This is a genomic window from Streptosporangium sp. NPDC000239, assembly GCF_040300765.1.
In the GTDB taxonomy this organism is placed as follows: Bacteria; Actinomycetota; Actinomycetes; order Streptosporangiales; family Streptosporangiaceae; genus Streptosporangium.
The window spans coordinates 65,961-85,671 of the sequence record NZ_JBEPEI010000013.1; the positions used below are offsets into that span (position 1 = coordinate 65,961).

Below are 19,711 nucleotides of genomic sequence, written 5' to 3' on the forward strand. Positions count from 1 at the left end.
TGAACCACGGCGCCCGGCGACGGACCGGGCGCCACGGGGCGTCGCCGGGTCAGACCCCGATCACGTTCAGGGACGCCCACAGCGCCACGACCGCGAGCGGCAGCGTGGCGCCGACGGTGAGCAGGCCGAGCCGGGTGAACTCCCCCAGCCCGACCCCGGTGTCGTGCTCGCGCACGATCCGCCGCCACAGCAGGGTCGCCAGGGACCCGGCGTAGGTGAGGTTGGGCCCGATGTTCACCCCGATCAGCACCGCGAGGACCGCGCCCGGCCCGGCGGGGGCGGTCAGCGGCAGCAGGACCAGTACGGCGGGCAGATTGTTGATCACGTTCGCCAGGACCGCGGCCAGCGCCGCGATCCCCAGCAGGGCGGGCAGGCCGGTGCCACCCGGGACCAGGTGACCGAGCGCGTCGGCGAGGCCGTTGCCGACCACCGCCCGCACCACGACGGCCAGCGCCAGGACGAAGGCCAGGAACGGCACCGCGGCCGACCGCACGACGGCCACCGGGGTGGTGTGCCCCCTGGCCAGGGCACGACAGGCGAGTACGGCCGCGCCCGCCAGGGCCGCCCACGCGGGGTTGATCCCCAGCCAGGAGGCGACCACGAACCCGGCCAGCGTGCACACCACGGTGACCAGCGCGAAGACCGGTGTCTCACGAGGCTCGGCGACGGCCGGGGCCACGGCCCCCGCGTCCAGGTCCGTGGCGAAGAACCTCAGGAACAGGACGTACTCCACCCCGACCGCGGCCAGCCAGGGCAGCGCCATCAGGGCCGTGAACCGGGTGAAGCTCAGGCCGCTGGCGGCGAGGGCGAGCAGGTTCGTCAGGTTGGAGACCGGCAGCAGCAGCGAGGCCGTGTTCGACAGGTGGGCGCAGGCGTACACGTGCGGCCCTGGGCGGGCGCCGAGCCGGGCGGCGGTGGCGAGCACGACCGGCGTCAGCAGCACGACCGTGGCGTCCAGGCTGAGCACCGCGGTGATGAGCGAGGCGGCGGCGAACACCTGGGCCAGCAGGTGACGTGGCCGTCCCGCCGCGCCACGGGCCATCCAGACGCCGCAGGCGTGGAACAGCCCCTCGTCGTCGCACAGCTTGGCCAGGACGAGCACGGCCGCCAGGAAGCCGACAACCGGTCCCAGCCGGGCCATCTCGGCGACGGCCTGTTCCACGGAGATCGCCCCGATCGCGACGACCGCTCCGGCGGCGGGGACCGCGACCACGGCCTCCTGCCAGCCCCACGGCCGGATGACCGCGCAGGCCAGCACCACCAGGAGCAGGAGGACCGAGACCGTCTCGGCGAGCACGGCGTTCAACGGCGTCCTTTCCTGGGCGGGACCTTCCGGGCACGGACAGGGCGGCCACGACTGTGGGAGGAGTCTCGCAAACGCCCTCAGGTATGGTCACCTCACCCCAGGCGTCCGTGTCCGGCGAAGGCGCAAACTGGAAGCATGAGCGAGTTTCGGATCGAACATGACTCGATGGGCGATGTGCGGGTCCCGGCGGACGCGAAGTGGCGGGCGCAGACACAGCGGGCCGTCGAGAACTTCCCCGTCTCCGGCCGTGGCCTGGACAGCGCGCACATCGCGGCGCTCGGCCTGATCAAGGCCGTCGCGGCCGAGGTCAACACCGAGCTCGGTGTGCTCGACAAGGAGATGGCCGAGGCGATCGCCGAGGCGGCGACGGACGTCGCGGAGAACGAGTGGGACGCCGAGTTCCCCGTCGACGTCTTCCAGACCGGCTCAGGCACCTCCTCCAACATGAACGCCAACGAGGTGATCGCGACCCTCGCCGAAGAGCGTCTCGGCCGCCCCGTCCACCCGAACGACCACGTCAACGCCTCGCAGTCCTCCAACGACGTGTTCCCGACCTCGATCCACGTCGCGGCGACGACCGAGGTGACCTACCACCTGATCCCGTCCCTGCGGCACCTGGCGACCGCGCTCAGGAACAAGGCGCTGCAGTTCGAGGACGTGGTCAAGGCGGGCCGTACGCACCTGATGGACGCCACCCCGGTGACGCTGGGGCAGGAGTTCGGCGGTTACGCCACCCAGATCGACAACGCCATCACCAGGGTTCGCGGGGTGGTCCCCCGCCTCGTGCAGCTGCCGCTCGGCGGCACGGCCGTGGGGACCGGGATCAACACCCCGCCCGGCTTCGCCCCCAAGGTCATCGAGAAACTCCGCGAGGCGACGGGCCTGCCGTTCTCCGAGGCCCCCGACCACTTCGAGGCGCAGGGGGCCAGGGACTCCATCGTGGAGCTGTCCGGCCAGCTCCGCACCGTCGCGGTCTCGCTCAACAAGATCGCCAACGACCTGCGCTGGATGGGCTCGGGGCCGCGCACCGGACTCGGGGAGATCAACCTCCCCGACCTCCAGCCCGGTTCCTCGATCATGCCGGGCAAGGTCAACCCCGTCGTCCCCGAGGCCGTGTGCATGGTCGCGGCCCAGGTCATCGGCAACGACGCGGCCATCGCCTTCGCCGGGGCCTCGGGCAACTTCGAGCTCAACGTGATGCTGCCCGTCATCGCCCGCAACGTGCTGGAGTCGATCCGGCTGCTGGCCAACGTCTCCCGGCTGCTGGCCGACCGCTGCGTCATCAGGATCACCGCCAACGTGGACCGGCTGCTCGAATACGCCGAGTCGTCCCCCTCGATCGTCACCCCCCTCAACCGGCACGTCGGCTACGAGGAGGCCGCGAAGATCGCCAAGCAGGCCCTGGAACAGCGCAGGACGATCAGGGAGGTCGTGGTCGAGCGCGGTCACGTCGCCAGCGGCGCCCTCACCGAGGAGCAGCTCGACGCGCTGCTCGACGTGCTCTCCATGACCCGGCCGCCGTCGGCTCCCGAGGATCGGGGAGACTCCCGGACATGACACAGATCAAGATCTACGGCCGCCGCGACGTCTGGGCCGACCGGCGCCGGGAGGTGTCCGACACCCTGCACGCGTGCCTCACCGAGGTGTGGCGGCTGCCCGAGGACAAGCGTTTCCACCGGTTCCTGCTGCTCGACGCCGAGGACCTCCTCTGCCCGCAACGGAGCGAGCGGTACCTCATCGTGGAGATCGTCTGTTTCACCGGCAGGACGGACGAGGCCAAACGCGACCTCATCCGCACGCTGTTCGCCAGGGCCCAGGAGCGACTCGACCTGCCCGCCGCCGACCTGGAGATCGTGATCATCGAGTCTCCGCAGGTCAACTGGGGCATCAGGGGCCTGCCCGGTGACGAGCTCACGCTGACCTACCCGGTTTCCGTCTGAGGCGACTGGACTTTCCCCCCGTGGGAGAGTCCAGCCTTACGGCATGAAGCAGATCCACCGCGACCTCTACAAGGCCACCACGACCCCACGCCTCCTCGACGTCCCCGAACTGCCCTGCCTCATGTTCGACGGCTCGGGCGCCCCCTCGGACGAGTCGTACCTCGACGCCGTCGCCGCCCTGTACGGCGTGGCCTACGCCGTACGCGCCGAGTTGAAGCCGGTCGTGACCTACTCGGTCGCCCCCATCGAAGGGCTCTGGGACGGCGACCCCGGGGACCTGTCCACCATGCGCTGGACGGCCCTCATCCCCCAGCCCGCCCAGGTGACCGCCGAGATCGTCGAGCGGGCGGTGGAGACCGTACGGCGTAAGCGGCCCGGGACGCGGCTCGACGGCCTGCGGCTGGGCACCATGAACGAGGGCAGGTCGGCCCAGATCCTGCACGTCGGCCCCTTCAGCGAGGAGCCCGCGACGGTCAAGACGCTGATGGAGTTCATCACCGGGCAGGGCCTGGCCCTGGCGGGCAGGCATCACGAGATCTACCTGTCGGACTTCCGCCGCACCGCCCTGGAGAAGCAGCGGACCATCATCCGTTACCCCGTCGGCTGACGGGCCTGGCGTCCACCGGATCGGCGGGACCGGACACTACATTCGACGTCATGACTGATCTGGCGGGGCGACTGGCCCTGGTGACCGGGGCGGGCAGCGGGATCGGACGGGCGTGCGCGCACCGGCTGGCCGCCGCCGGGGCGCACGTGGTCGTGCTGGACAGGGACGCGGGGGCCGCCGCCGAGGTGGCCAGGGAGGTCGCCGGGACGCCGGTCGTCGCCGACCTGGCCTCGCCCGGCTTCGTCGACCTGGTCCCCGCCGACGTGGACGTCCTGGTGAACAACGCCGGGTTCCAGCACGTGGCGCCGATCGAGGAGTTCCCGCCCGAGGTGTTCTCCACGATGCTGAAGGTCATGGTCGAGGCGCCGTTCCTGCTGGTCAGGGCGGTGCTGCCGGGGATGTACCGGCGGGGCTGGGGGCGGGTCGTCAATGTCTCCTCGGTCCACGGCCTGCGTGCCTCGCCGTACAAGTCGGCCTATGTCACGGCCAAGCACGCCCTCGAAGGGCTGTCGAAGGTCGTCGCGCTCGAAGGCGCCGAACACGGCGTCACCTCCAACTGCGTGAACCCCGCCTACGTCCGCACGCCCCTGGTCGAGGAGCAGATCGACGACCAGGCGAGGAACCACGGCATCGGCAGGGACGAGGTCGTGGAACGGATCATGCTCGGCCCGGCGGTGATCAAGCGGCTGATCGAACCGGAGGAGGTGGCCGAGCTGGTCGCCTACCTGTGCGGCCCGCACGGCTCGTTCGTCACCGGGGCCTCCCTGCCTCTCGACGGAGGCTGGACGGCCCGCTGAGAGCCACCGCCGGGGCGGGCGCGACAATGACGTCATGAGCGCGCGGGTCTTCCTCGAACTACTGGCCAGGGAGGCGTCCGCCGTGGAGTTCGAGGGCCCGGTCCTGGCCGCCAGGAGCGCGGGCGCGGACGCCGCGACGCTGGCCGACCTGGAGGAGGCCAAGATCGTCGCGCTGCGGGTGCGGGAGCTGCTGCGGCGCAGGGCCCGGCGTGAGGCCGAGCTGTCGGCGCTGTTCGACACCGCGGGCGACCTGGCCGGGCTGCGCGACCTCGACGCCGTCCTTGAGGCCATCGTGCGCCGGGCCAGGCAGCTGCTCGGCACCGACGCCGCCTACATGACGCTGCACGACCCCGACCGGGGAGACACCTGGATGCGGGTGACCGACGGCTCGGTCTCGGCCAAGTTCAGGGCGTTGCGGCTGCCCATGGGGGCGGGGCTCGGCGGGCTGGTGGCCCAGACGGCGACGCCGTACTCGACGGCCGACTACTTCGCCGACCCCCGTTTCCGCCACAACACGGACATCGACGACGCCGTGGTCGAGGAGGGGCTGGTCGCCATCCTGGGCGTCCCGCTCAAACTCGGCGGCCGGGTCATCGGCGTGCTGTTCGCGGCCAACCGCGGCGTGCGGCCCTTCAGCCAGGACGAGGTGGTGCTCCTGGGCTCGCTGGCCGCGCACGCGGCGGTGGCGATCGACAACGCCAGGCTGCTGCAGGAGACCAGGAACGCCCTTGAGGAGCTGAGCGAGACCAGCCGCCTGGCCAGCGCCCACAGCGGGGCCGTCGAGCGGGCGGCGCACGCCCACGACCGGATGGCCGGGCTGGTGCTGCGCGGCGGCGGCGTCGAGGACGTGGCCGCCGTGGTGACCGAGGTGCTCGGCGGCTCGCTGGTCGTGCTCGACGACGCGGGACGGCCGATCGCCGGCGACCCGGGCGAACTGGGCGAGGGCGTCACGGCGGTGATCGCCGAGGCGGCCAGGACGTCCCGCGCGCTCGGCCGTACGGTCAGGAGGGGCAACCTGCTGGTCGCCTCGGTCGACGTGGGCGCGGAACCGTTGTGCACGCTCGTGCTGCGGGCCGCGGAACCGGTCGCCGACACCGACCAGCGCATCCTGGAACGGGCGGCGCTGGTCACCGCGCTGCTGACACTGTTCCGCCGTACGGTCGCCGAGGCCGAGGGCCGGGTCAGGGGCGAGCTGCTCGAAGACCTGATCTCCCGTCCCGGCATGGACGGCCTGACCGAGCGGGCCCGGCGGGTCGGCGTCGATCTCGGGGCCGCCCACGTGGTCGTCGTGGCCCGCTACGGCGACGAGCGGGAGCGGGCCGCGTTCTGGGCCTCCTCGCACGCCGCGCTCAACCGCGGCCTGGCGGCCCAGGGCGGGGACGAGGTCGTGCTGCTGCTGCCCGGCGAGGACCCCGGCGCGCTCGCCAGGCGGGTCGCGGCCGAACTCGGCGCCGCCCTCGGCCGTCCGGCGACGGCGGGCGCCTGTGGCCCCGTACGCGGCCCCGGAGAGGTGGCCGGGGCCCACCAGGAGGCAAGGCGCTGCGCGGACGCCCTGGTGGCCCTGGGCCGCGAGGGAGAGGGTGCGGGCGTCGCCGAGCTCGGCTTCGTCGGGCTGCTCGTCGGCGGAGGCCGTGACATCGAGGCGTTCCTCACCGCGACCGTGGGCCCGGTGCTCGACTACGACGCCCGGCGGGGGACGGCGCTGGTGCGCACGCTCACCGCCTACTTCGGCACCGGCTGCTCCCTGTCCCGTACGGCCGAGGCCCTGCACATCCACGTCAACACGGTCACCCAGCGCCTTGACCGGGTGGCGCAGCTCCTGGGGCCGGGCTGGCAGGCCCCGGAACGGGCCCTGGAGGTCCAGCTCGCCCTGCGGCTGCACCGGCTCAGCGGCCGGCCGGGCTCGGCCCCGCCGGGTCAGCCGGGCACGTAACGCCGCTGGGCGGCCCTCGTCACCCTGACGACCCTGCGAACCCCCGGGATGCGCAACGCCACCCGTTTGAACAGCGGGTAGCGCGGGGCCGGTCTCCTCGCGGCGGAGGCCGCGCGGACCTCGACCCGGCCACCGAGGCTCATCCCGACCTTGAAGCGCAGTCCGACCTCCCGGTCCCCGATCCGCAGGAACGGCCGCCAGTCGCCGGGGGCGAGGAACCCCTCACGGTAGACCCGCCGTACCGGCACCTTGGCGACGAGCCGCCCGGCGAGCTGCCCCGGCACGCCCGGCTCGACCAGCGCGGGCGCGCAGATCTCGTGCTCCCCCCTGCTGGCCCTGCGCAGCACCAGCTCCGCCGCGGGCCCCCCGCTCGGCGGCACGTACGGCACGGGCACCACGACGAACACGTGGTCGCGCCGCGAGGTGACGGTCGCCCCCGGGGAGACCAGCGCGATCGACTCGGCGAACGAGCGGGGCTCGACGCACACGCCGAGTTCGCCCCGGTCCGACCACCAGGGGATGACCAGGCGCTCGGAGTGGTCGGCCAGTGTCCCGGTGCGGTTCGGCGGGGAGCCGGTCACCCGGGCGCGGACCTGGTGGGGGCCGCCGTACATGCGGACGTGGACCTCCCACAGGCCGGGGGGCAGCGCCTCCCCGAGGGCCGCGGAGGAGGCGTCGAGCCTGGCCGATCCGGTGACCTGGAGCCTGACCCCGTTGTGGTGCCTGCTCTGGATCACCGAGCAGGTGACGGGCAGGAAGTAGATGAGCCCGCTCTCCTCGTGCCTGACGTAGACCTCGAACCTGGCCCGGGAGGCGGCGTGGGTGACGTCGGCCAGCTCGGGCCGCAGGCTGAGGCCGTCGAGGGGGACGGGCGGCTCCCAGGCCAGGCCGTCGTCGCCGTACCGGACGAACCGCACCGGTTCCCCGCCCGCGCGGACGATCTCCACGGCGAGGTTCATGGTGAAGGCGCCGTCCTGCCAGGACAGGCCCCTGAGGTCGGCCCGCAGGCGGGTGCCGCGCATGGCCTGGGCGAGTTCGACGAGCTGGTCGAGCCTGCCCGCGCGCAGCAGCGCCGCGCGCACACGCATGTGGACGGGCAGGTAACGGTCCAGGCGTGGGGGGAAACGCTGCACGACCAGTTCGCGCAGGGTCGTGAAGGTCGCCGCCCTGTCCTTGGACGAGGTGACGAACCCGGCCCCCGCGAGACGGCGCAGCACGGCCGTGCGGAACCAGTGGGCGTACATCCGGTCGCGCCGCCGCCCCTGGGGGACCTCGTAGTCGACGACGTCGAGCAGTTCGCGTAGTTCGGTGGCGTGGACGTAGGGGTCGTCCTCCTGACGCGCCGGACGTTCCCCGAGGAGGCAGCAGACCCGGTCGGCCAGGACGGTGATCGTCCTGGCCCGCAGGTAGGCCCTGGTCACGAACGTCTGCTCGGCCAGCGTCCCCCCGGGGTCGGGGAAGGTGAGCACCTCCTCGTCGAGGAACTCCCTGCGGTACAGCTTGTGCGGCGTCGGCAGGGTCAGCAGCCGGTCCCCGAGCAGGTCGGCGTTCTCCCGGTTGCGTTCGAAGATCTTGGACGGCGGCGCCTGGCCGTCCGCCAGCCGCCCGATGAGGATGTCCGCTCCGGTCTCGACCGCCCGGTCGTACATGCGCTCAAGGGCGAGGCGGTCGAGGCGGTCGGTCTGGTCGAGCAGGTAGACGTACTCGCCCCTGGCGACCGCCATGGCGACGTTGCGCCCGCGCATCGGCGAGCCGGTCCGCCCGAGGTGCAGGACCCGGACGTTCGAGCGGACCGCGGCGATGGCGTCGAGGCGGAGCTGGATTCCGTCGTCCGATCCGTCGTCGGCGAAGATGACCTCGTACTCCTCCGAGGACATCGACTGTTCGAGCACGGACCGGATACACGCGTCGGCGGTATCACCGGGGTTGTACACCGGCACTACGACGCTGACTTTTACATCCATGCGCCCAAGCGTGCGACGCCCGCGTCTTCGAGATGGTCAGACTTGCCGACTCTTGGAGTCTCAGTACCACCCCGTGGCCTGGGAATGGCCCCAAGCACCACAAGGGGTGCCGTAACGCCCCTTGATGTAGGTGAGGCCCCACTGGATCTGGGTGGCCGGGTTGACCTGCCAGTCGCTGCCCGCGCTGGCCATCTTGCTGCCGGGCAGGGACTGCGGGATGCCGTAGGCGCCGCTGTAGCGGTTCATCGCCCGCTCGTTCCAGCCGCTCTCCTTCATCCAGAGCTTCTCCAGGCAGCCCCACTGGTCGCCCCAGCCCATGGCCTCAAGCATGCTCTTGCCGAGGGCCTTGTTGCCGGTGGGGTTCGCGCTTCCCGGTGGGAAGGCCTTGGGGTCGAAGCCATTGCCGCCCGGCGCCTTCTTCGGGATGACGATCGGGTCCAGCGGGTCACGGTCGCCGCGCGCCGCCTTGAGTTTGTCCTCCTTGGCGGCCTGGGCCGCCTGCGCCTTCATGACGTCGGTCTTGGGGTCGGGCGCGAACGGGTCGCCGCCGCCGAACACCCTGGCCAGTTCGTCCACCGAGAGCGCCGACGCCGAGGAGGTGGCCGAGGCGTTCTGGATGGCGGTGTGGACGGTGAAGCCCCCGCCGCCGACCACCACGACGATCGACGTGCCGATGATGACGGCGCGCTTGGGAGTCAGCCATCCCCGCGGCTTGACGGTCCCGTCGGAGCGGGCCGTACGACGGGAACGCGGAGCCCGGGGCTCCTTCAAGTGCGGTGATCCTGAACTCACGACCTATGAGCTTGCCGTGCTCTGGGGGGTGCTTCGCAACCCGAACGATGGAGTTGACGGCTGTTCACGGAACGTCCAATGGGATTTGTGTGACCTAGGTGCGTGACTACATGGTCTTTCCTTGACACTGACCGGCAAATGTGATGTTAATCACACTTTTCTCAAGAGACCTGTCCCACGGGCCCCTGTTCCGAGGGAAGTGGCCTCGGTCAAGCCTCACAGAACAGCGTCATGATCTCGCCCAACCCTCGTCACAGTTTCGTGACGTGGCAGGTGCTATCGGGCATTGCAACAATAATGACCGCGTGGCTGGCATCCTCCTTGTAGAAGACGACCCCTCGGTCCGGACGGGACTTGAGCTGGCACTGAGCCGTCAGGGCCACACCGTGACCTCGTACGGCACCGGCGAGGAGGCACTCGACCACATCCGGTCGCGCCGCCCCGAGATCGCCGTGCTCGACGTCATGCTTCCCGGGATCGACGGAGTCGAGGTGTGCCGCAGGATCAGGAAGCTGGACCAGCTCCCGGTGATCCTGCTCACCGCGCGGGGCGACGACCTGGACGTGGTGGTCGGGCTTGAGGCCGGAGCTGACGACTACGTGATCAAACCGGTCGAGCCGAGGGTTCTCGACGCCCGGATCCGCGCGGTCCTGCGCCGGGTCGAGTCCCTGGCCTCCGACCGCATCACCTTCGGCGACCTGGTCGTCGACCGGGGGGCGCTGAAGGTCTCGCTCGCCGGCCGGGAGGTCCACCTGACCCCGACCGAACTGCGCCTGCTGCTCGAACTGGTCCGTCACCCCGGCCAGGTCCTCAACCGCAGATACCTGTTGCGGGCCGTGTGGGACCACACCCACGTCGCGGACTCCCGGCTGGTCGACGCCTGCGTCCAGCGGGTCCGCGCCAAGATCGAGGCGGTGCCCGCCGAGCCCGAGTTCATCCACACGGTGCGTGGTTTCGGCTACCGCTTCAGTCCGCCGTGAGACGGATCTACACCGGCCTGCGCGGGCGCCTGGTCATCACCTTCACCCTGATCGCCATCGCGGCCTCCTCCCTCGTCGCGGGGATCGGCTACGAGCTGGTCAAGACCCGGGTGATCGAACGCGCAGAACAGGTCGCGGTCGGCGACGTGCGCAACACCCTCGAAGGGATAAGGGTGCCCATCGGCGGCCTCTGGCCCGGTGAGACACCGCCGACCGACACGGAGATCGACGAGCTGCAGAAGAGGCTGCGGACCCCCAACGGCGCCGTCGTCGTCCGCTACGAGGACCCCCGCGTGCCGCGGGACGAGTACCTCTACCCGGACGGCGACTTCAGCATGAACGACGTTCCGACCGACCTCGTCCTCGGGGCCGACCGCAAGATCGCGATCAAACGGCAGCGGATCAACGGCCGCATGTGGCTGATCGTCGGCACCCCGGTGTGGCGGATCGAGCCGATCCACACCGCCCAGCCGACCGGGATGAGCATCTTCGCCTTCGTCCCGCTGTCCGAGGAGGAGCAGCTCCTGAACGACCTGCGCCAGCCCCTGGCGGCGGCGGGGGTCATCATGCTGGGCATCGCGCTCGCGGTCGCCCTGCTGTCGGCCAGGCGGGTGCTGCTGCCCGTCAGGAGGCTCGGCTCCGCCGCGCGCGCCCTCGGCGCCGGCCACCTGGACACCCGGCTGCCGGTGCACGGCCAGGACGAGCTGGCCGAGCTGACCGCGACGTTCAACGACACCGCGGCCGCCCTTGAGCGCAGCGTCTCCGAGCTGCGCGCGCTTGAGGCCATGTCCCGCCGTTTCGTCGCGGACGTGTCCCACGAACTGCGGACCCCGCTGACCGCGATGACCGCGGTGACCGACATGCTCTCCGAGGAGGCGGACCGGCTGCCCAGCGAGCCCGCGGCGGCCGTACGGCTGGTGCTCAGGGAGATCGCGCGGCTGCGAACCCTGGTCGAGCAGCTCATCGAGGCCAGCCGGTTCGACTCGGGGACGGCGACGCTGCACCTGGACAGCGTGAACGTCGCCGACGCGGTCAGCGACTGCCTTGAGGTGCGGGGCTGGCTGGACAAGGTGCGGACGAACGTGCCGCAGGGCCTGACCTTCTCCCTCGACCCCCGGCGCTTCGACGTGATCGTGGCCAACCTGGTCGGCAACGCCCTGCGCCACGGCGAGCCCCCCGTCGTGGTGACCGCGCGGAGCACGCCGAACGGGCTTGAGGTGAAGGTGCGCGACCACGGCAAGGGAATCCCCGCCTCCGACCTGCCGCACGTGTTCAACCGCTTCTACAAGGCCGGGGCCAGGGGCGACGGCAGCGGTCTCGGCCTGTCCATCGCGCGGGCCAACGCGCACCTGCACGGCGGCACGATCTCGGTGCGCCCGCAGGACCCGGGCACGCTCTTCACGGTCTGGCTGCCCCCGGCATGAACCGAGACACCAGGAGAACGAGGAGAACGGCGATGCGGCGCGCGCGGCGGCTCACCTGCCTGCTGACGGCCGTCCTGACGCTGAGCGCGTGCGGGATCGCGCCGACCGAGGTGCAGGACCTGGGACGCCCCCCGGTGATCAGCTACAGCCCCACGTGGGTGACGGTCTACCTGCTCCACAACGGCCGTCTGGAGCCCGCCAACGTCCCGGTCGGCTCGAACTCGGCGAAGAACATCATCGACGCCCTGTTCAGGGCGGGCAAGCAGCCGCCGAAGCCGGAGCTGAAGCTGACCAGCGCGCTCGGCTCCTTCAGCCACCACGACACCGAGACCACGAGGTACCGCGACGAGTCGCCGCGCAACGACCCGTCGGGCAACCTGGGCTACCGGCTGACCGTGATCGTCACGGGCGCCGGGGAGATGTCCAGGGAGGCTCTCGCCCAGATCACCTGCACGATCCGGCAGAACAAGCAGGAGAGCATCTGGAGCGTCGAGGTCACCAGGCTGTTCCCCGGAGCGCCGAAGACCTGGGGGGAGCACACCTGCTTCGAGTACCGCGATCTCGCGGCCAAAGGGGTGCGACTCCCCCCGTGATCGTCACGGGCCCTGCGGCCCGATCACATCGTGACGTCCTCCAGCATCTCGGTGACCAGCGCGGCGATCGGCGAGCGCTCGGAACGGGTCAGCGTGACGTGGGCGAACAGCGGGTGTCCCTTGAGCTTCTCGACCACCGCGACCACGCCGTCGTGCCTGCCGACCCGCAGGTTGTCGCGCTGGGCGACGTCGTGGGTGAGCACGACCCTGGAGTTGGCGCCGATCCTGCTCAGCACGGTGAGCAGGACGCCCCGCTCCAGTGACTGCGCCTCGTCCACGATGACGAAGGCGTCGTGGAGCGAACGCCCGCGGATGTGGGTCAGCGGGAGGACCTCCAGCATGCCCCTGTCGATGACCTCCTCGATCACCTCGGGGCTCGTCACCGCGCCCAGGGTGTCGTAGACGGCCTGGGCCCACGGGCCCATCTTCTCGTTCTCCGAACCGGGCAGGTAGCCCAGCTCCTGGCCGCCGACGGCGTACAGGGGGCGGAAGACGATGACCTTGCGGTGCTGGCGCCGTTCGAGCACGGCTTCGAGGCCCGCGCACAGGGCCAGGGCCGACTTGCCGGTTCCCGCCCTGCCGCCCAGCGAGACGATGCCGACCTCGGGGTCCATCAGCAGGTCGAGCGCGATGCGCTGCTCGGCGGAACGGCCGTGCAGGCCGAAGACCTCCCGGTCGCCGCGCACCAGACGGACCGACTTGTCCGGCTGCACCCGGCCGAGGGCGGAACCACGGCTGGACAGCAGCCGCAGGCCGGTGTGGGTGGGCAGGTCACGTGCCTCGGCCAGGTCGGCCGTGCCGTGCTCGAAGAGCGTCTCGACGTCCTCGGTGGTCACCTGGAGCTCGGCCATGCCCGTCCAGCCCGACTCGACGGCGACCAGTTCCGCCCGGTACTCCTCGGCGGCGAGACCGATCGAGGCGGCCTTGATCCGCATCGGCAGGTCCTTGGAGACCAGAACCACGTCGTGCCCCTCCGCGGCGAGCGTACGCGCCACGGTCAGGATGCGGGTGTCGTTGTCGCCGAGCCGGAAGCCGACGGGAAGGATGGATGGGTCGCTGTGGTTGAGCTCCACCCGGATGGTGCCCTCTCCGATGGGCATCGGCTCGTCCAGCCGTCCGTGTGTCACCCTCAGGTCGTCGAGGGACCTCAGCGCCTTGCGCGCGAAGTATCCGAGTTCTGGATGATGGCGCTTGCCCTCCAACTCGGTGATGACGACGATCGGGAGGACCACCTCGTGCTCCGCGAAACGGCTTATCGCCGCTGGATCCGCCAGGAGGACCGAGGTGTCCAGGACGTACGTACGCCGGTTGGTGACCGGCGACGTCGGTGAGGACGACGAAGGGTTTGCCACGCGTTCTCCCCCGGGCGCCATGGGGGGCGCCCTGCCATGAGCTGGGATGCGGACCGGACCCGGACCCACGCTCGCGGCATGACGAGGAGGCACCGGTGACCGGCCCTCCTTGGCAGGTCGTGACGCAAAGGTGGGCCCTCTCCGGAGTAGACGAGCTGCGCCCGTCTACTTGTTACGGTACGTCCTGAATGCCCGTCTTCCAACAGGGCAAGTCCTGCTGAAAGACGGAGTTCACGTCCTGTTTCAGGAGCCGTACCGTCGGTGCCGCGCGGCGTACGAGCGCAGGGCCCGCAGGAAGTCGATTCTGCGGAAGTCAGGCCAGTAGGCCTCGCAGAAGTAGAACTCCGAGTGGGCGCTCTGCCACAGCAGGAAGCCGGACAGCCGTTGCTCTCCCGAGGTCCTGATGACCAGGTCAGGGTCGGGCTGGCCGCGCGTGTAGAGATGCTCCGCGATGTGCTCGACATCGAGGACCTCCACGATGTCCTCGATGCTCGCGCCCTTGCTGGCGTGCTCCTGGAGAAGGGAGCGCACCGCATCAGCGATCTCACGCCTTCCCCCATACCCAACGGCAACGTTCACAATCAAACCCGGACGGTGTGATGTTGCCTCTTTAGCGTTTTTCAGGACACGGGCCGTGTGATCGGGCAGCAGGTCAAGCGCTCCCATGGGCTTGACATGCCAGCCGTCATCCACGAGTTCCTGGACCACGTCCTCGATGATCTTCACCAGGAGGTCCAGCTCGTCCTGGGACCGGTTGAGGTTGTCACTGGACAGCAGCCACACGGTGACCACCTCGACCCCGGCCTCCCGGCACCAGCCGAGCAGCTCGGAGATCTTGTCCGCGCCCTTGCGATGACCTCGGCTGACGTCCTCAAGGCCCATCGAACGCGCCCAGCGCCTGTTCCCGTCGACGATCACGCCGACATGCCGGGGGACCATCTCGCTCTGACGGGACAGCTTCCCTTCCAGCCGCCTCTCGTAGAGCCGGTAGACGAGATCACGCACGCCCATTGAAGCCCTCCCCTCAACGCCCGCCGTCGAAGGGCGCCGCCAGGCAATTATCGCCGCCCCAGAGACCTCCGCGCCCCCTCTATCGGGGTTCTGGGGGAGTTGCCGGACTTCTGTGCTCCCAGACATTCCTCGGCCTCGGCGACGAGTCCGTCCACGAAGGCCCCGAGTTCCGCTGAGGTGAGCACCGCGCGCATCCCGACACCGCCCTGGCCCCAGGCTTCGAGGAAAGCCCGCCTGGCCAGGCGCCACTCTCCGGGGTGGTCCCGGCCCCCGGGAATCCAGATCGGGATGGTACGCAGCTGGCAGCGCAGCTCACCCCCGCTGACGATCCCCCTCCTCGTCCGGTACCGGAAGGTGAACAGCTCGTCGTCCTCGGGGAAACGGTCGTCCGGATCCGGCCACTGGTCCTGCTGACCGGCGCGGGCCTCCGCGACGCCCGTGGCGAGGCTGACGAGGAACCACCCGCACCTCTCGCCGACCGTCCCGTACAGCGCGCCGTCCCGGTGGAGTTCGAGCGTGACCTCGTACGGCGAGCCGATGCTGTCGCGGCACGCCACCGGCGTAACGGTCAGGTACGACCCATCAAGGCAACGCAATCCCCCCACCTCAGAGAGGGTATCCCTGGCACAGGCTGCCAAAACGTCCCCGGGGCCGAGCGGGCCACCATGGGACACCCCCGTCCCGGCTCAACCGCTCCCTCTCCCCAGGACCCGGCCGAGCAGCCGTCCCAGCCCGCCGGAGCGGCCGACCGGCGCGGCGGCACCGGGGGGCTCCGGGAGCAGCCCCCGCTCGCCGAGCCAGGCCGCGAAGTCACGCGCGTCGGCCCGGGAGCCGCCCTCCGGCTTGGGGCGTCCGCGCGCGTAGCCGTCGAAGTGGGCCGCGAAGCCGCCGCCGAGCAGGACGACCAGGTCGGGCCTGACCCTGGCGACCGCACCGCGCCGTTTGGAGATCAGCGCCCCCTCCTGGACCCGCAGCCGCGCCGCGTCGAACCCCTCGGGGACCTCGCCCCCCGCGACCAGGGCCGCGACCAGCTCCGCCTGCGCCCTGCCCAGCTCCTGCCGCGCCCGCTCACGGGAAGGCTCAGACACGGGCCATCGCACCGCGGATACGGCCGAGCTCCTCCTCGAACACGACGTCACTGGGGTAGTCGCCGTCCCATTCGAGCAGCACGCCCGGCGGCTCGGTCCTGGCGCACAGCTCGGTGAGGATCTCCAGCACCTCCTGCGGCACCCGGGAGGTGTGCGTGTCGTGCCAGAGCCCGTGGTGGGAGTGCCCGCCCGCGACGTGGACGTAGGCCAGGGCGGAAAGCGGCAGCCCGTCCAGCGCGGAGACCGCCCCGAGCCCCAGGTTGACCTGGTTGGTGTAGAGGTTGGCGACGTCGACCAGCAGCCCGACCCCGGTCGCCTCGACCAGCTCCCCGAGGAACTGCGCCTCGGTCATCTCGTCCTCGGGCCAGCCGAACAGCGCCGCCACGTTCTCCAGCGCCAGCGGTACGGCCAGCGCGTCCTGGGCCCGCCGTACGTTCTCCACCACGACCGACAGGGCGGCCCTGGTGCGCGGCACGGGCAGCAGGTGGCCCGCCTCCATGCCGCCCGCCCGCACGAAGGCCAGGTGCTCGCTGACCAGGGGTGAGCCCAGAGCCCGCGCGCAGGCGTCCAGGTGGGCCAGCCTGTCCGGGTCGGGCGGCTCCGCGCCGCCGATCCCGAGGCCGACCCCGTGCGGGATCACCGGAACGCCTCGGGCCAGCAGCACCCGCAGCGACTCGGGGAGCGCGCCGGGCCGGATGTTCTCCGCGATCACCTCGACGAAGTCGACACCGGGCATGCGCTCGACGGTCAGGTCGATCTCGGGCCGCCAGCCCAGGCCGACCCCCAGTCGCCCGGCCGCCCCGTGCTCAGCCACCGCCGCATCCTCCTCCGCAGCCGGAACCACAGCCGGAGCCGCCGCCGCAGCTCGACCCGCCCGAGTCCCCACCACCGCCCGAGTCCCCTCCTGCGCCCCAGTCTCCCGACCCGAAGTCACCACCGCCGCCGAAGGAGGAGCCGTCGGAGGAGGACGAGCCTCCGCCGCAGGCGCCCGCGGCGCAGCTCGACCCGCCGCCGGCGGTGTGGGCGTTCCTCTTCAGCTCCTCGGTCAGCAGCGGGTCGCCCAGCTCGCCCAGGCCGTACAGGGCCACGGGGAAGGCGACCGCGAAGGCCAGGTCGGAGGTCGCGGGACGGGCGCCGCGCACGTGGACCCCGCGGGCGGCGGCGAGCGTTTCGTGCCCGGCCCGGCTGAGCGCCCCCCGCAGGGCTCGCCGCATCCGCGAGTAGACGACGAGGCCGCTCACCGAGGCCACCGCCCCGGCCAGCGTGGACAGCACGCCCAGGTGCCCCCACGACAGGACGGACAGCAGCGAGCCGAACTCGAAGAGCGCCGCGATCACGGTGAGGACCAGCAGCCTGCGGTGGAGTCTGCGCGCCTCGGCGAAGGCGCCCTCGGGCACCAGCAGTCCCATCCCCAGCAGGCGGTAACGCAGGCCGTCCACGGCGACCCCGGTCCCCACCGTACGGCGCAGCTCCGCCGCCGGGCAGGAGCCGCCCCGCTGCCTGAGGGCGTCGAGAACGGCCTTCTCGACAGGTTCCGCAGGAGGCAGGGCGCCCGTCACGAGGCTGATCCGGCCGCCCCTGGCGACCCGGATCGAACCCGCCCTGGCCAGCACGCCGAGCGCGGTGTTGACCGCCCTGAGCGGCCCACCGGCCAGATAGGCCAGCTCGTAGGGGCCCAGGGGCGCGCCCGTACCCCTCGGGGGGCCCGCGAGCACCCTGCGATGCTCGCTCCGCAGCCCCACCGCGGTGGTCCATACAGCCGCCACGAGGGTGACGCCGATGACGAGCAGTGTGAATTCCATGTCCGCCTCCGGGGGAAAGGCAAGGCGTGCGCGCGTGACTGTTCTGTCAGGTAGACGTGGGGAACGTCCCCGAGGTTGCGCCTGACCGCCTTTTTGTCGTCATCTTTGTCGCCTTGGTCTTCCCCTACCCCCGTACGGCACCCGTACGACACGACACGCCGGTCCCCGTACCGGAACCGGCGTGTCGGATGTCCCCGGCGAAAGGGACGCGTGGATCAGCCCAGACGCTCGACCAGCGCCCGGTACTCGTCCCACAGTTCCCTGGGCAGGTGGTCGCCGAAGGTCTCGAAGAAGGCCGGGACCAGGGCCGCCTCCTGGCGCCAGACCTCCTCGTCCACGGTGAGCAGGGTGCGCAGGTCCTCGGCGGGGATGTCGAGGCCCTCGGTGTCCAGCTCGGCGGGCAGCAGGCCGATGGGCGTCCGTACGGCCTCCGCCTCACCGTTGAGGCGGTCCACGATCCACTTCAGGACGCGGCTGTTCTCCCCGAAGCCGGGCCAGATGAACCGGCCGTCCTCGCTCTTGCGGAACCAGTTCACGTAGTAGACCCGCGGGAGGCTGACGCCCTCACGCCTGCCCAGGCCGATCCAGTGGGCGAAGTAGTCGCCCATGTTGTAGCCGCAGAAGGGCAGCATCGCGAACGGGTCGCGGCGCAGCTCGCCGACCTTGCCCTCGGCGGCGGCGGTCTTCTCCGAGGCGATGTTGGCGCCGATGAACACGCCGTGGTTCCAGCTCAGCGACTCGGTCACCAGCGGTACGGCGCTGGCCCTGCGCCCGCCGAAGAGGATGGCCGAGATCGGCACGCCCCTGGGGTCCTGCCACTCGGGGGCGATGGTCGGGCACTGCCCGGCGGGCACGGTGAAGCGGGCGTTGGGGTGGGCGGCGGGCTCGTCGCTCTCCGGCGTCCAGTCGCGGCCCCGCCAGTCGGTCAGGTGCGCGGGAGGCTCGTCGGTGAGCCCCTCCCACCACACGTCGCCGTCGTCGGTCAGGGCGACGTTGGTGAAGATGCTGTTGCCCCAGAGCGTCCTGATCGCGTTGGCGTTGGTCGACTCGCCGGTGCCGGGGGCGACGCCGAAGAACCCGGCCTCGGGGTTGATGGCGTACAGGCGGCCGTCGTCGCCGAAGCGCATCCAGGCGATGTCGTCGCCGACCGTCTCGACCTTCCAGCCCGGGATGGTCGGCTGGAGCATGGCCAGGTTGGTCTTGCCGCAGGCGCTGGGGAAGGCCGCGGCGATGTAGCGGGTCTGCCCTGAGGGGGGCGTGAGCTTGAGGATGAGCATGTGCTCGGCGAGCCAGCCCTCGTCGCGTGCCATCGTGCTGGCGATGCGCAGGGCGTAGCACTTCTTGCCCAGCAGGGCGTTGCCGCCGTAGCCGGAGCCGTACGACCAGATCTCGCGGGTCTCGGGGAAGTGGCTGATGTACTTGGTGGAGTTGCACGGCCACGGCACGTCGGCCTGGCCGGGCGCGAGCGGCGCGCCGACCGAGTGGACGGCCTTGACGTAACCGCCGCGCTCCTCGATGAGCCGCAGCGCCCGCTCCCCCATCCGCGTCATGATCCGCATGGAGACCACCACGTACGGCGAGTCGGTGATCTCGACGCCGAGCTGGGAGATCTCACCGCCCAGCGGCCCCATGCAGAACGGCACGACGTACATCGTGCGCCCGCGCATGCAGCCCTTGAAGAGCCCGGCGAAGGTCCGGCGCATCTCGTCGGGGGCGATCCAGTTGTTGGTCGGGCCCGCGTCCTGTTCGCGCTCGGAGCAGATGTAGGTCCGGTCCTCGACACGGGCGACGTCCGTGGGGTCGGAGGCGGCGTAGAAGCTGTTCTGCCGCTTGGACAGGCGGGTGAGCGTCCCCTGCTCGACCAGCAGGTTCGTCAGCCGGGTCCATTCGACCTCCGAGCCGTCGCACCATTCGATCCGGTCGGGCTGGGTCAGCTCGGCGATCTCGTTGACCCACGCGGCCAACTCTTCGTGGGTGGTAGGACTGGGGGCGGTTACGTCCTCGATAACGGACACTGCTACGGCTCCTTACGCTCCTCAGGGCCAGGTCATCATTGACGACCAAACCGCCGTTAATCCAATTGGCATAGACCAGTGAATAACGGCTGTCCGTCGCCGCAACG

18 protein-coding genes are annotated in these 19,711 nt (G+C 71.0%); 8 read left to right on the plus strand and 10 right to left on the minus strand.

What is annotated here, in order from left to right; genetic code table 11:
* Positions 1-49: 49 nt before the first annotated feature.
* Complete coding sequence (locus tag ABT340_RS27850) at positions 50-1,297, minus strand: SLC13 family permease (protein WP_352013936.1); 1,248 nt, start codon at positions 1,295-1,297, stop codon at positions 50-52.
* Positions 1,298-1,441: 144 nt separating this feature from the next.
* Between ABT340_RS27850 and ABT340_RS27855 the strand changes: the two genes are divergently transcribed.
* Genes ABT340_RS27855 through ABT340_RS27875 form a run of 5 tightly spaced genes read left to right on the plus strand, consistent with a single transcriptional unit; the run spans position 1,442 to position 6,583 of the window.
* A complete protein-coding gene (locus ABT340_RS27855) occupies positions 1,442-2,863 on the plus strand; it encodes a class II fumarate hydratase (RefSeq protein ID WP_352013790.1) in 1,422 nt (473 codons plus the stop codon).
* Positions 2,860-3,246 (plus strand): tautomerase family protein, encoded by a 387-nt coding sequence (locus ABT340_RS27860; protein ID WP_352013791.1) that lies wholly within the window; start codon positions 2,860-2,862, stop codon positions 3,244-3,246. Before ABT340_RS27855 ends, ABT340_RS27860 begins: the two co-directional genes overlap by 4 nt.
* 43 nt (positions 3,247-3,289) lie before the next feature.
* Positions 3,290-3,853, plus strand: a complete 564-nt coding sequence (locus ABT340_RS27865; protein WP_352013792.1) for a GyrI-like domain-containing protein — start codon at positions 3,290-3,292, stop codon at positions 3,851-3,853.
* Positions 3,854-3,903: 50 nt separating this feature from the next.
* A complete protein-coding gene (locus ABT340_RS27870; RefSeq protein ID WP_352013793.1) occupies positions 3,904-4,650 on the plus strand; it encodes a 3-hydroxybutyrate dehydrogenase in 747 nt (248 codons plus the stop codon).
* A 34-nt stretch (positions 4,651-4,684) separates the two neighbouring features.
* Positions 4,685-6,583: a helix-turn-helix domain-containing protein gene (locus ABT340_RS27875; RefSeq protein WP_352013794.1), complete on the plus strand. Its 1,899-nt coding sequence runs from the start codon at positions 4,685-4,687 to the stop codon at positions 6,581-6,583.
* On the opposite strand, the gene ABT340_RS27880 is transcribed toward ABT340_RS27875, so the two are convergent.
* Entirely contained in the window at positions 6,568-8,547 is a 1,980-nt protein-coding gene (locus ABT340_RS27880; protein ID WP_352013795.1) for a glycosyltransferase family 2 protein, read from the minus strand. The two genes, ABT340_RS27875 and ABT340_RS27880, sit on opposite strands and share 16 nt — an antisense overlap.
* Positions 8,548-8,607: 60 nt before the next feature.
* Positions 8,608-9,318 carry an aggregation-promoting factor C-terminal-like domain-containing protein gene (locus tag ABT340_RS27885; protein ID WP_352013796.1) on the minus strand — a complete coding sequence of 237 codons (711 nt, stop codon included), beginning with the start codon at positions 9,316-9,318 and terminating at the stop codon, positions 8,608-8,610.
* A gap of 326 nt (positions 9,319-9,644) precedes the next feature.
* Here ABT340_RS27885 and ABT340_RS27890 point away from each other — a divergent pair, with 326 nt between their 5' ends.
* Genes ABT340_RS27890 through ABT340_RS27900 form a run of 3 tightly spaced genes read left to right on the plus strand, consistent with a single transcriptional unit; the run spans position 9,645 to position 12,336 of the window.
* The gene (locus ABT340_RS27890; RefSeq protein ID WP_352013797.1) at positions 9,645-10,319 is read left to right on the plus strand and encodes a response regulator; all 675 of its coding nucleotides are present in this window, start codon (positions 9,645-9,647) and stop codon (positions 10,317-10,319) included.
* Positions 10,316-11,743 carry an ATP-binding protein gene (locus tag ABT340_RS27895; RefSeq protein WP_352013798.1) on the plus strand — a complete coding sequence of 476 codons (1,428 nt, stop codon included), beginning with the start codon at positions 10,316-10,318 and terminating at the stop codon, positions 11,741-11,743. Before ABT340_RS27890 ends, ABT340_RS27895 begins: the two co-directional genes overlap by 4 nt.
* Before the next feature lie 32 nt (positions 11,744-11,775).
* Positions 11,776-12,336 carry a hypothetical protein gene (locus ABT340_RS27900; RefSeq protein WP_352013799.1) on the plus strand — a complete coding sequence of 187 codons (561 nt, stop codon included), beginning with the start codon at positions 11,776-11,778 and terminating at the stop codon, positions 12,334-12,336.
* 23 nt (positions 12,337-12,359) lie between these two features.
* Here ABT340_RS27900 and phoH2 read toward each other — a convergent pair whose 3' ends face one another.
* From phoH2 to ABT340_RS27935, 7 genes are all read right to left on the minus strand, one after another.
* Positions 12,360-13,709, minus strand: coding sequence for an RNA 5'-3' helicase PhoH2 (phoH2, locus tag ABT340_RS27905; protein WP_352013800.1), 1,350 nt, complete (start codon positions 13,707-13,709; stop codon positions 12,360-12,362).
* 222 nt (positions 13,710-13,931) lie between these two features.
* Positions 13,932-14,699 carry an isoprenyl transferase gene (locus tag ABT340_RS27910; protein ID WP_352013801.1) on the minus strand — a complete coding sequence of 256 codons (768 nt, stop codon included), beginning with the start codon at positions 14,697-14,699 and terminating at the stop codon, positions 13,932-13,934.
* 47 nt (positions 14,700-14,746) lie between these two features.
* Positions 14,747-15,256, minus strand: coding sequence for a hypothetical protein (locus ABT340_RS27915; protein ID WP_352013802.1), 510 nt, complete (start codon positions 15,254-15,256; stop codon positions 14,747-14,749).
* Between the two features lie 129 nt (positions 15,257-15,385).
* Positions 15,386-15,787 carry an SCO6045 C-terminal-like domain-containing protein gene (locus tag ABT340_RS27920; protein ID WP_352013803.1) on the minus strand — a complete coding sequence of 134 codons (402 nt, stop codon included), beginning with the start codon at positions 15,785-15,787 and terminating at the stop codon, positions 15,386-15,388.
* On the minus strand, positions 15,780-16,601 hold the full coding sequence (locus ABT340_RS27925; RefSeq protein ID WP_352013804.1) for an MbnB/TglH/ChrH family RiPP precursor modification enzyme: 822 nt from the start codon (positions 16,599-16,601) through the stop codon (positions 15,780-15,782). The genes ABT340_RS27920 and ABT340_RS27925 overlap by 8 nt, the downstream gene beginning before the upstream one ends.
* Positions 16,594-17,589 carry a TIGR04222 domain-containing membrane protein gene (locus tag ABT340_RS27930; protein WP_352013805.1) on the minus strand — a complete coding sequence of 332 codons (996 nt, stop codon included), beginning with the start codon at positions 17,587-17,589 and terminating at the stop codon, positions 16,594-16,596. Before ABT340_RS27930 ends, ABT340_RS27925 begins: the two co-directional genes overlap by 8 nt.
* A gap of 215 nt (positions 17,590-17,804) precedes the next feature.
* Positions 17,805-19,604 carry a phosphoenolpyruvate carboxykinase (GTP) gene (locus tag ABT340_RS27935; protein WP_352013806.1) on the minus strand — a complete coding sequence of 600 codons (1,800 nt, stop codon included), beginning with the start codon at positions 19,602-19,604 and terminating at the stop codon, positions 17,805-17,807.
* Positions 19,605-19,711 lie beyond the last annotated feature (107 nt).

What these genes read in the sequence shown, in the direction of transcription:
- phoH2 (WP_352013800.1), bottom strand. Translation starts at nt 13,709, where the DNA reads ATGGCGCCCGGGGGAGAACGCGTGGCAAACCCTTCGTCGTCCTCACCG.
- ABT340_RS27860 (WP_352013791.1), top strand. Translation starts at nt 2,860, where the DNA reads ATGACACAGATCAAGATCTACGGCCGCCGCGACGTCTGGGCCGACCGG.
- ABT340_RS27910 (WP_352013801.1), bottom strand. Translation starts at nt 14,699, where the DNA reads ATGGGCGTGCGTGATCTCGTCTACCGGCTCTACGAGAGGCGGCTGGAA.
- ABT340_RS27880 (WP_352013795.1), bottom strand. Translation starts at nt 8,547, where the DNA reads ATGGATGTAAAAGTCAGCGTCGTAGTGCCGGTGTACAACCCCGGTGAT.
- ABT340_RS27870 (WP_352013793.1), top strand. Translation starts at nt 3,904, where the DNA reads ATGACTGATCTGGCGGGGCGACTGGCCCTGGTGACCGGGGCGGGCAGC.
- ABT340_RS27875 (WP_352013794.1), top strand. Translation starts at nt 4,685, where the DNA reads ATGAGCGCGCGGGTCTTCCTCGAACTACTGGCCAGGGAGGCGTCCGCC.
- ABT340_RS27865 (WP_352013792.1), top strand. Translation starts at nt 3,290, where the DNA reads ATGAAGCAGATCCACCGCGACCTCTACAAGGCCACCACGACCCCACGC.
- ABT340_RS27900 (WP_352013799.1), top strand. Translation starts at nt 11,776, where the DNA reads ATGCGGCGCGCGCGGCGGCTCACCTGCCTGCTGACGGCCGTCCTGACG.
- ABT340_RS27855 (WP_352013790.1), top strand. Translation starts at nt 1,442, where the DNA reads ATGAGCGAGTTTCGGATCGAACATGACTCGATGGGCGATGTGCGGGTC.
- ABT340_RS27930 (WP_352013805.1), bottom strand. Translation starts at nt 17,589, where the DNA reads ATGGAATTCACACTGCTCGTCATCGGCGTCACCCTCGTGGCGGCTGTA.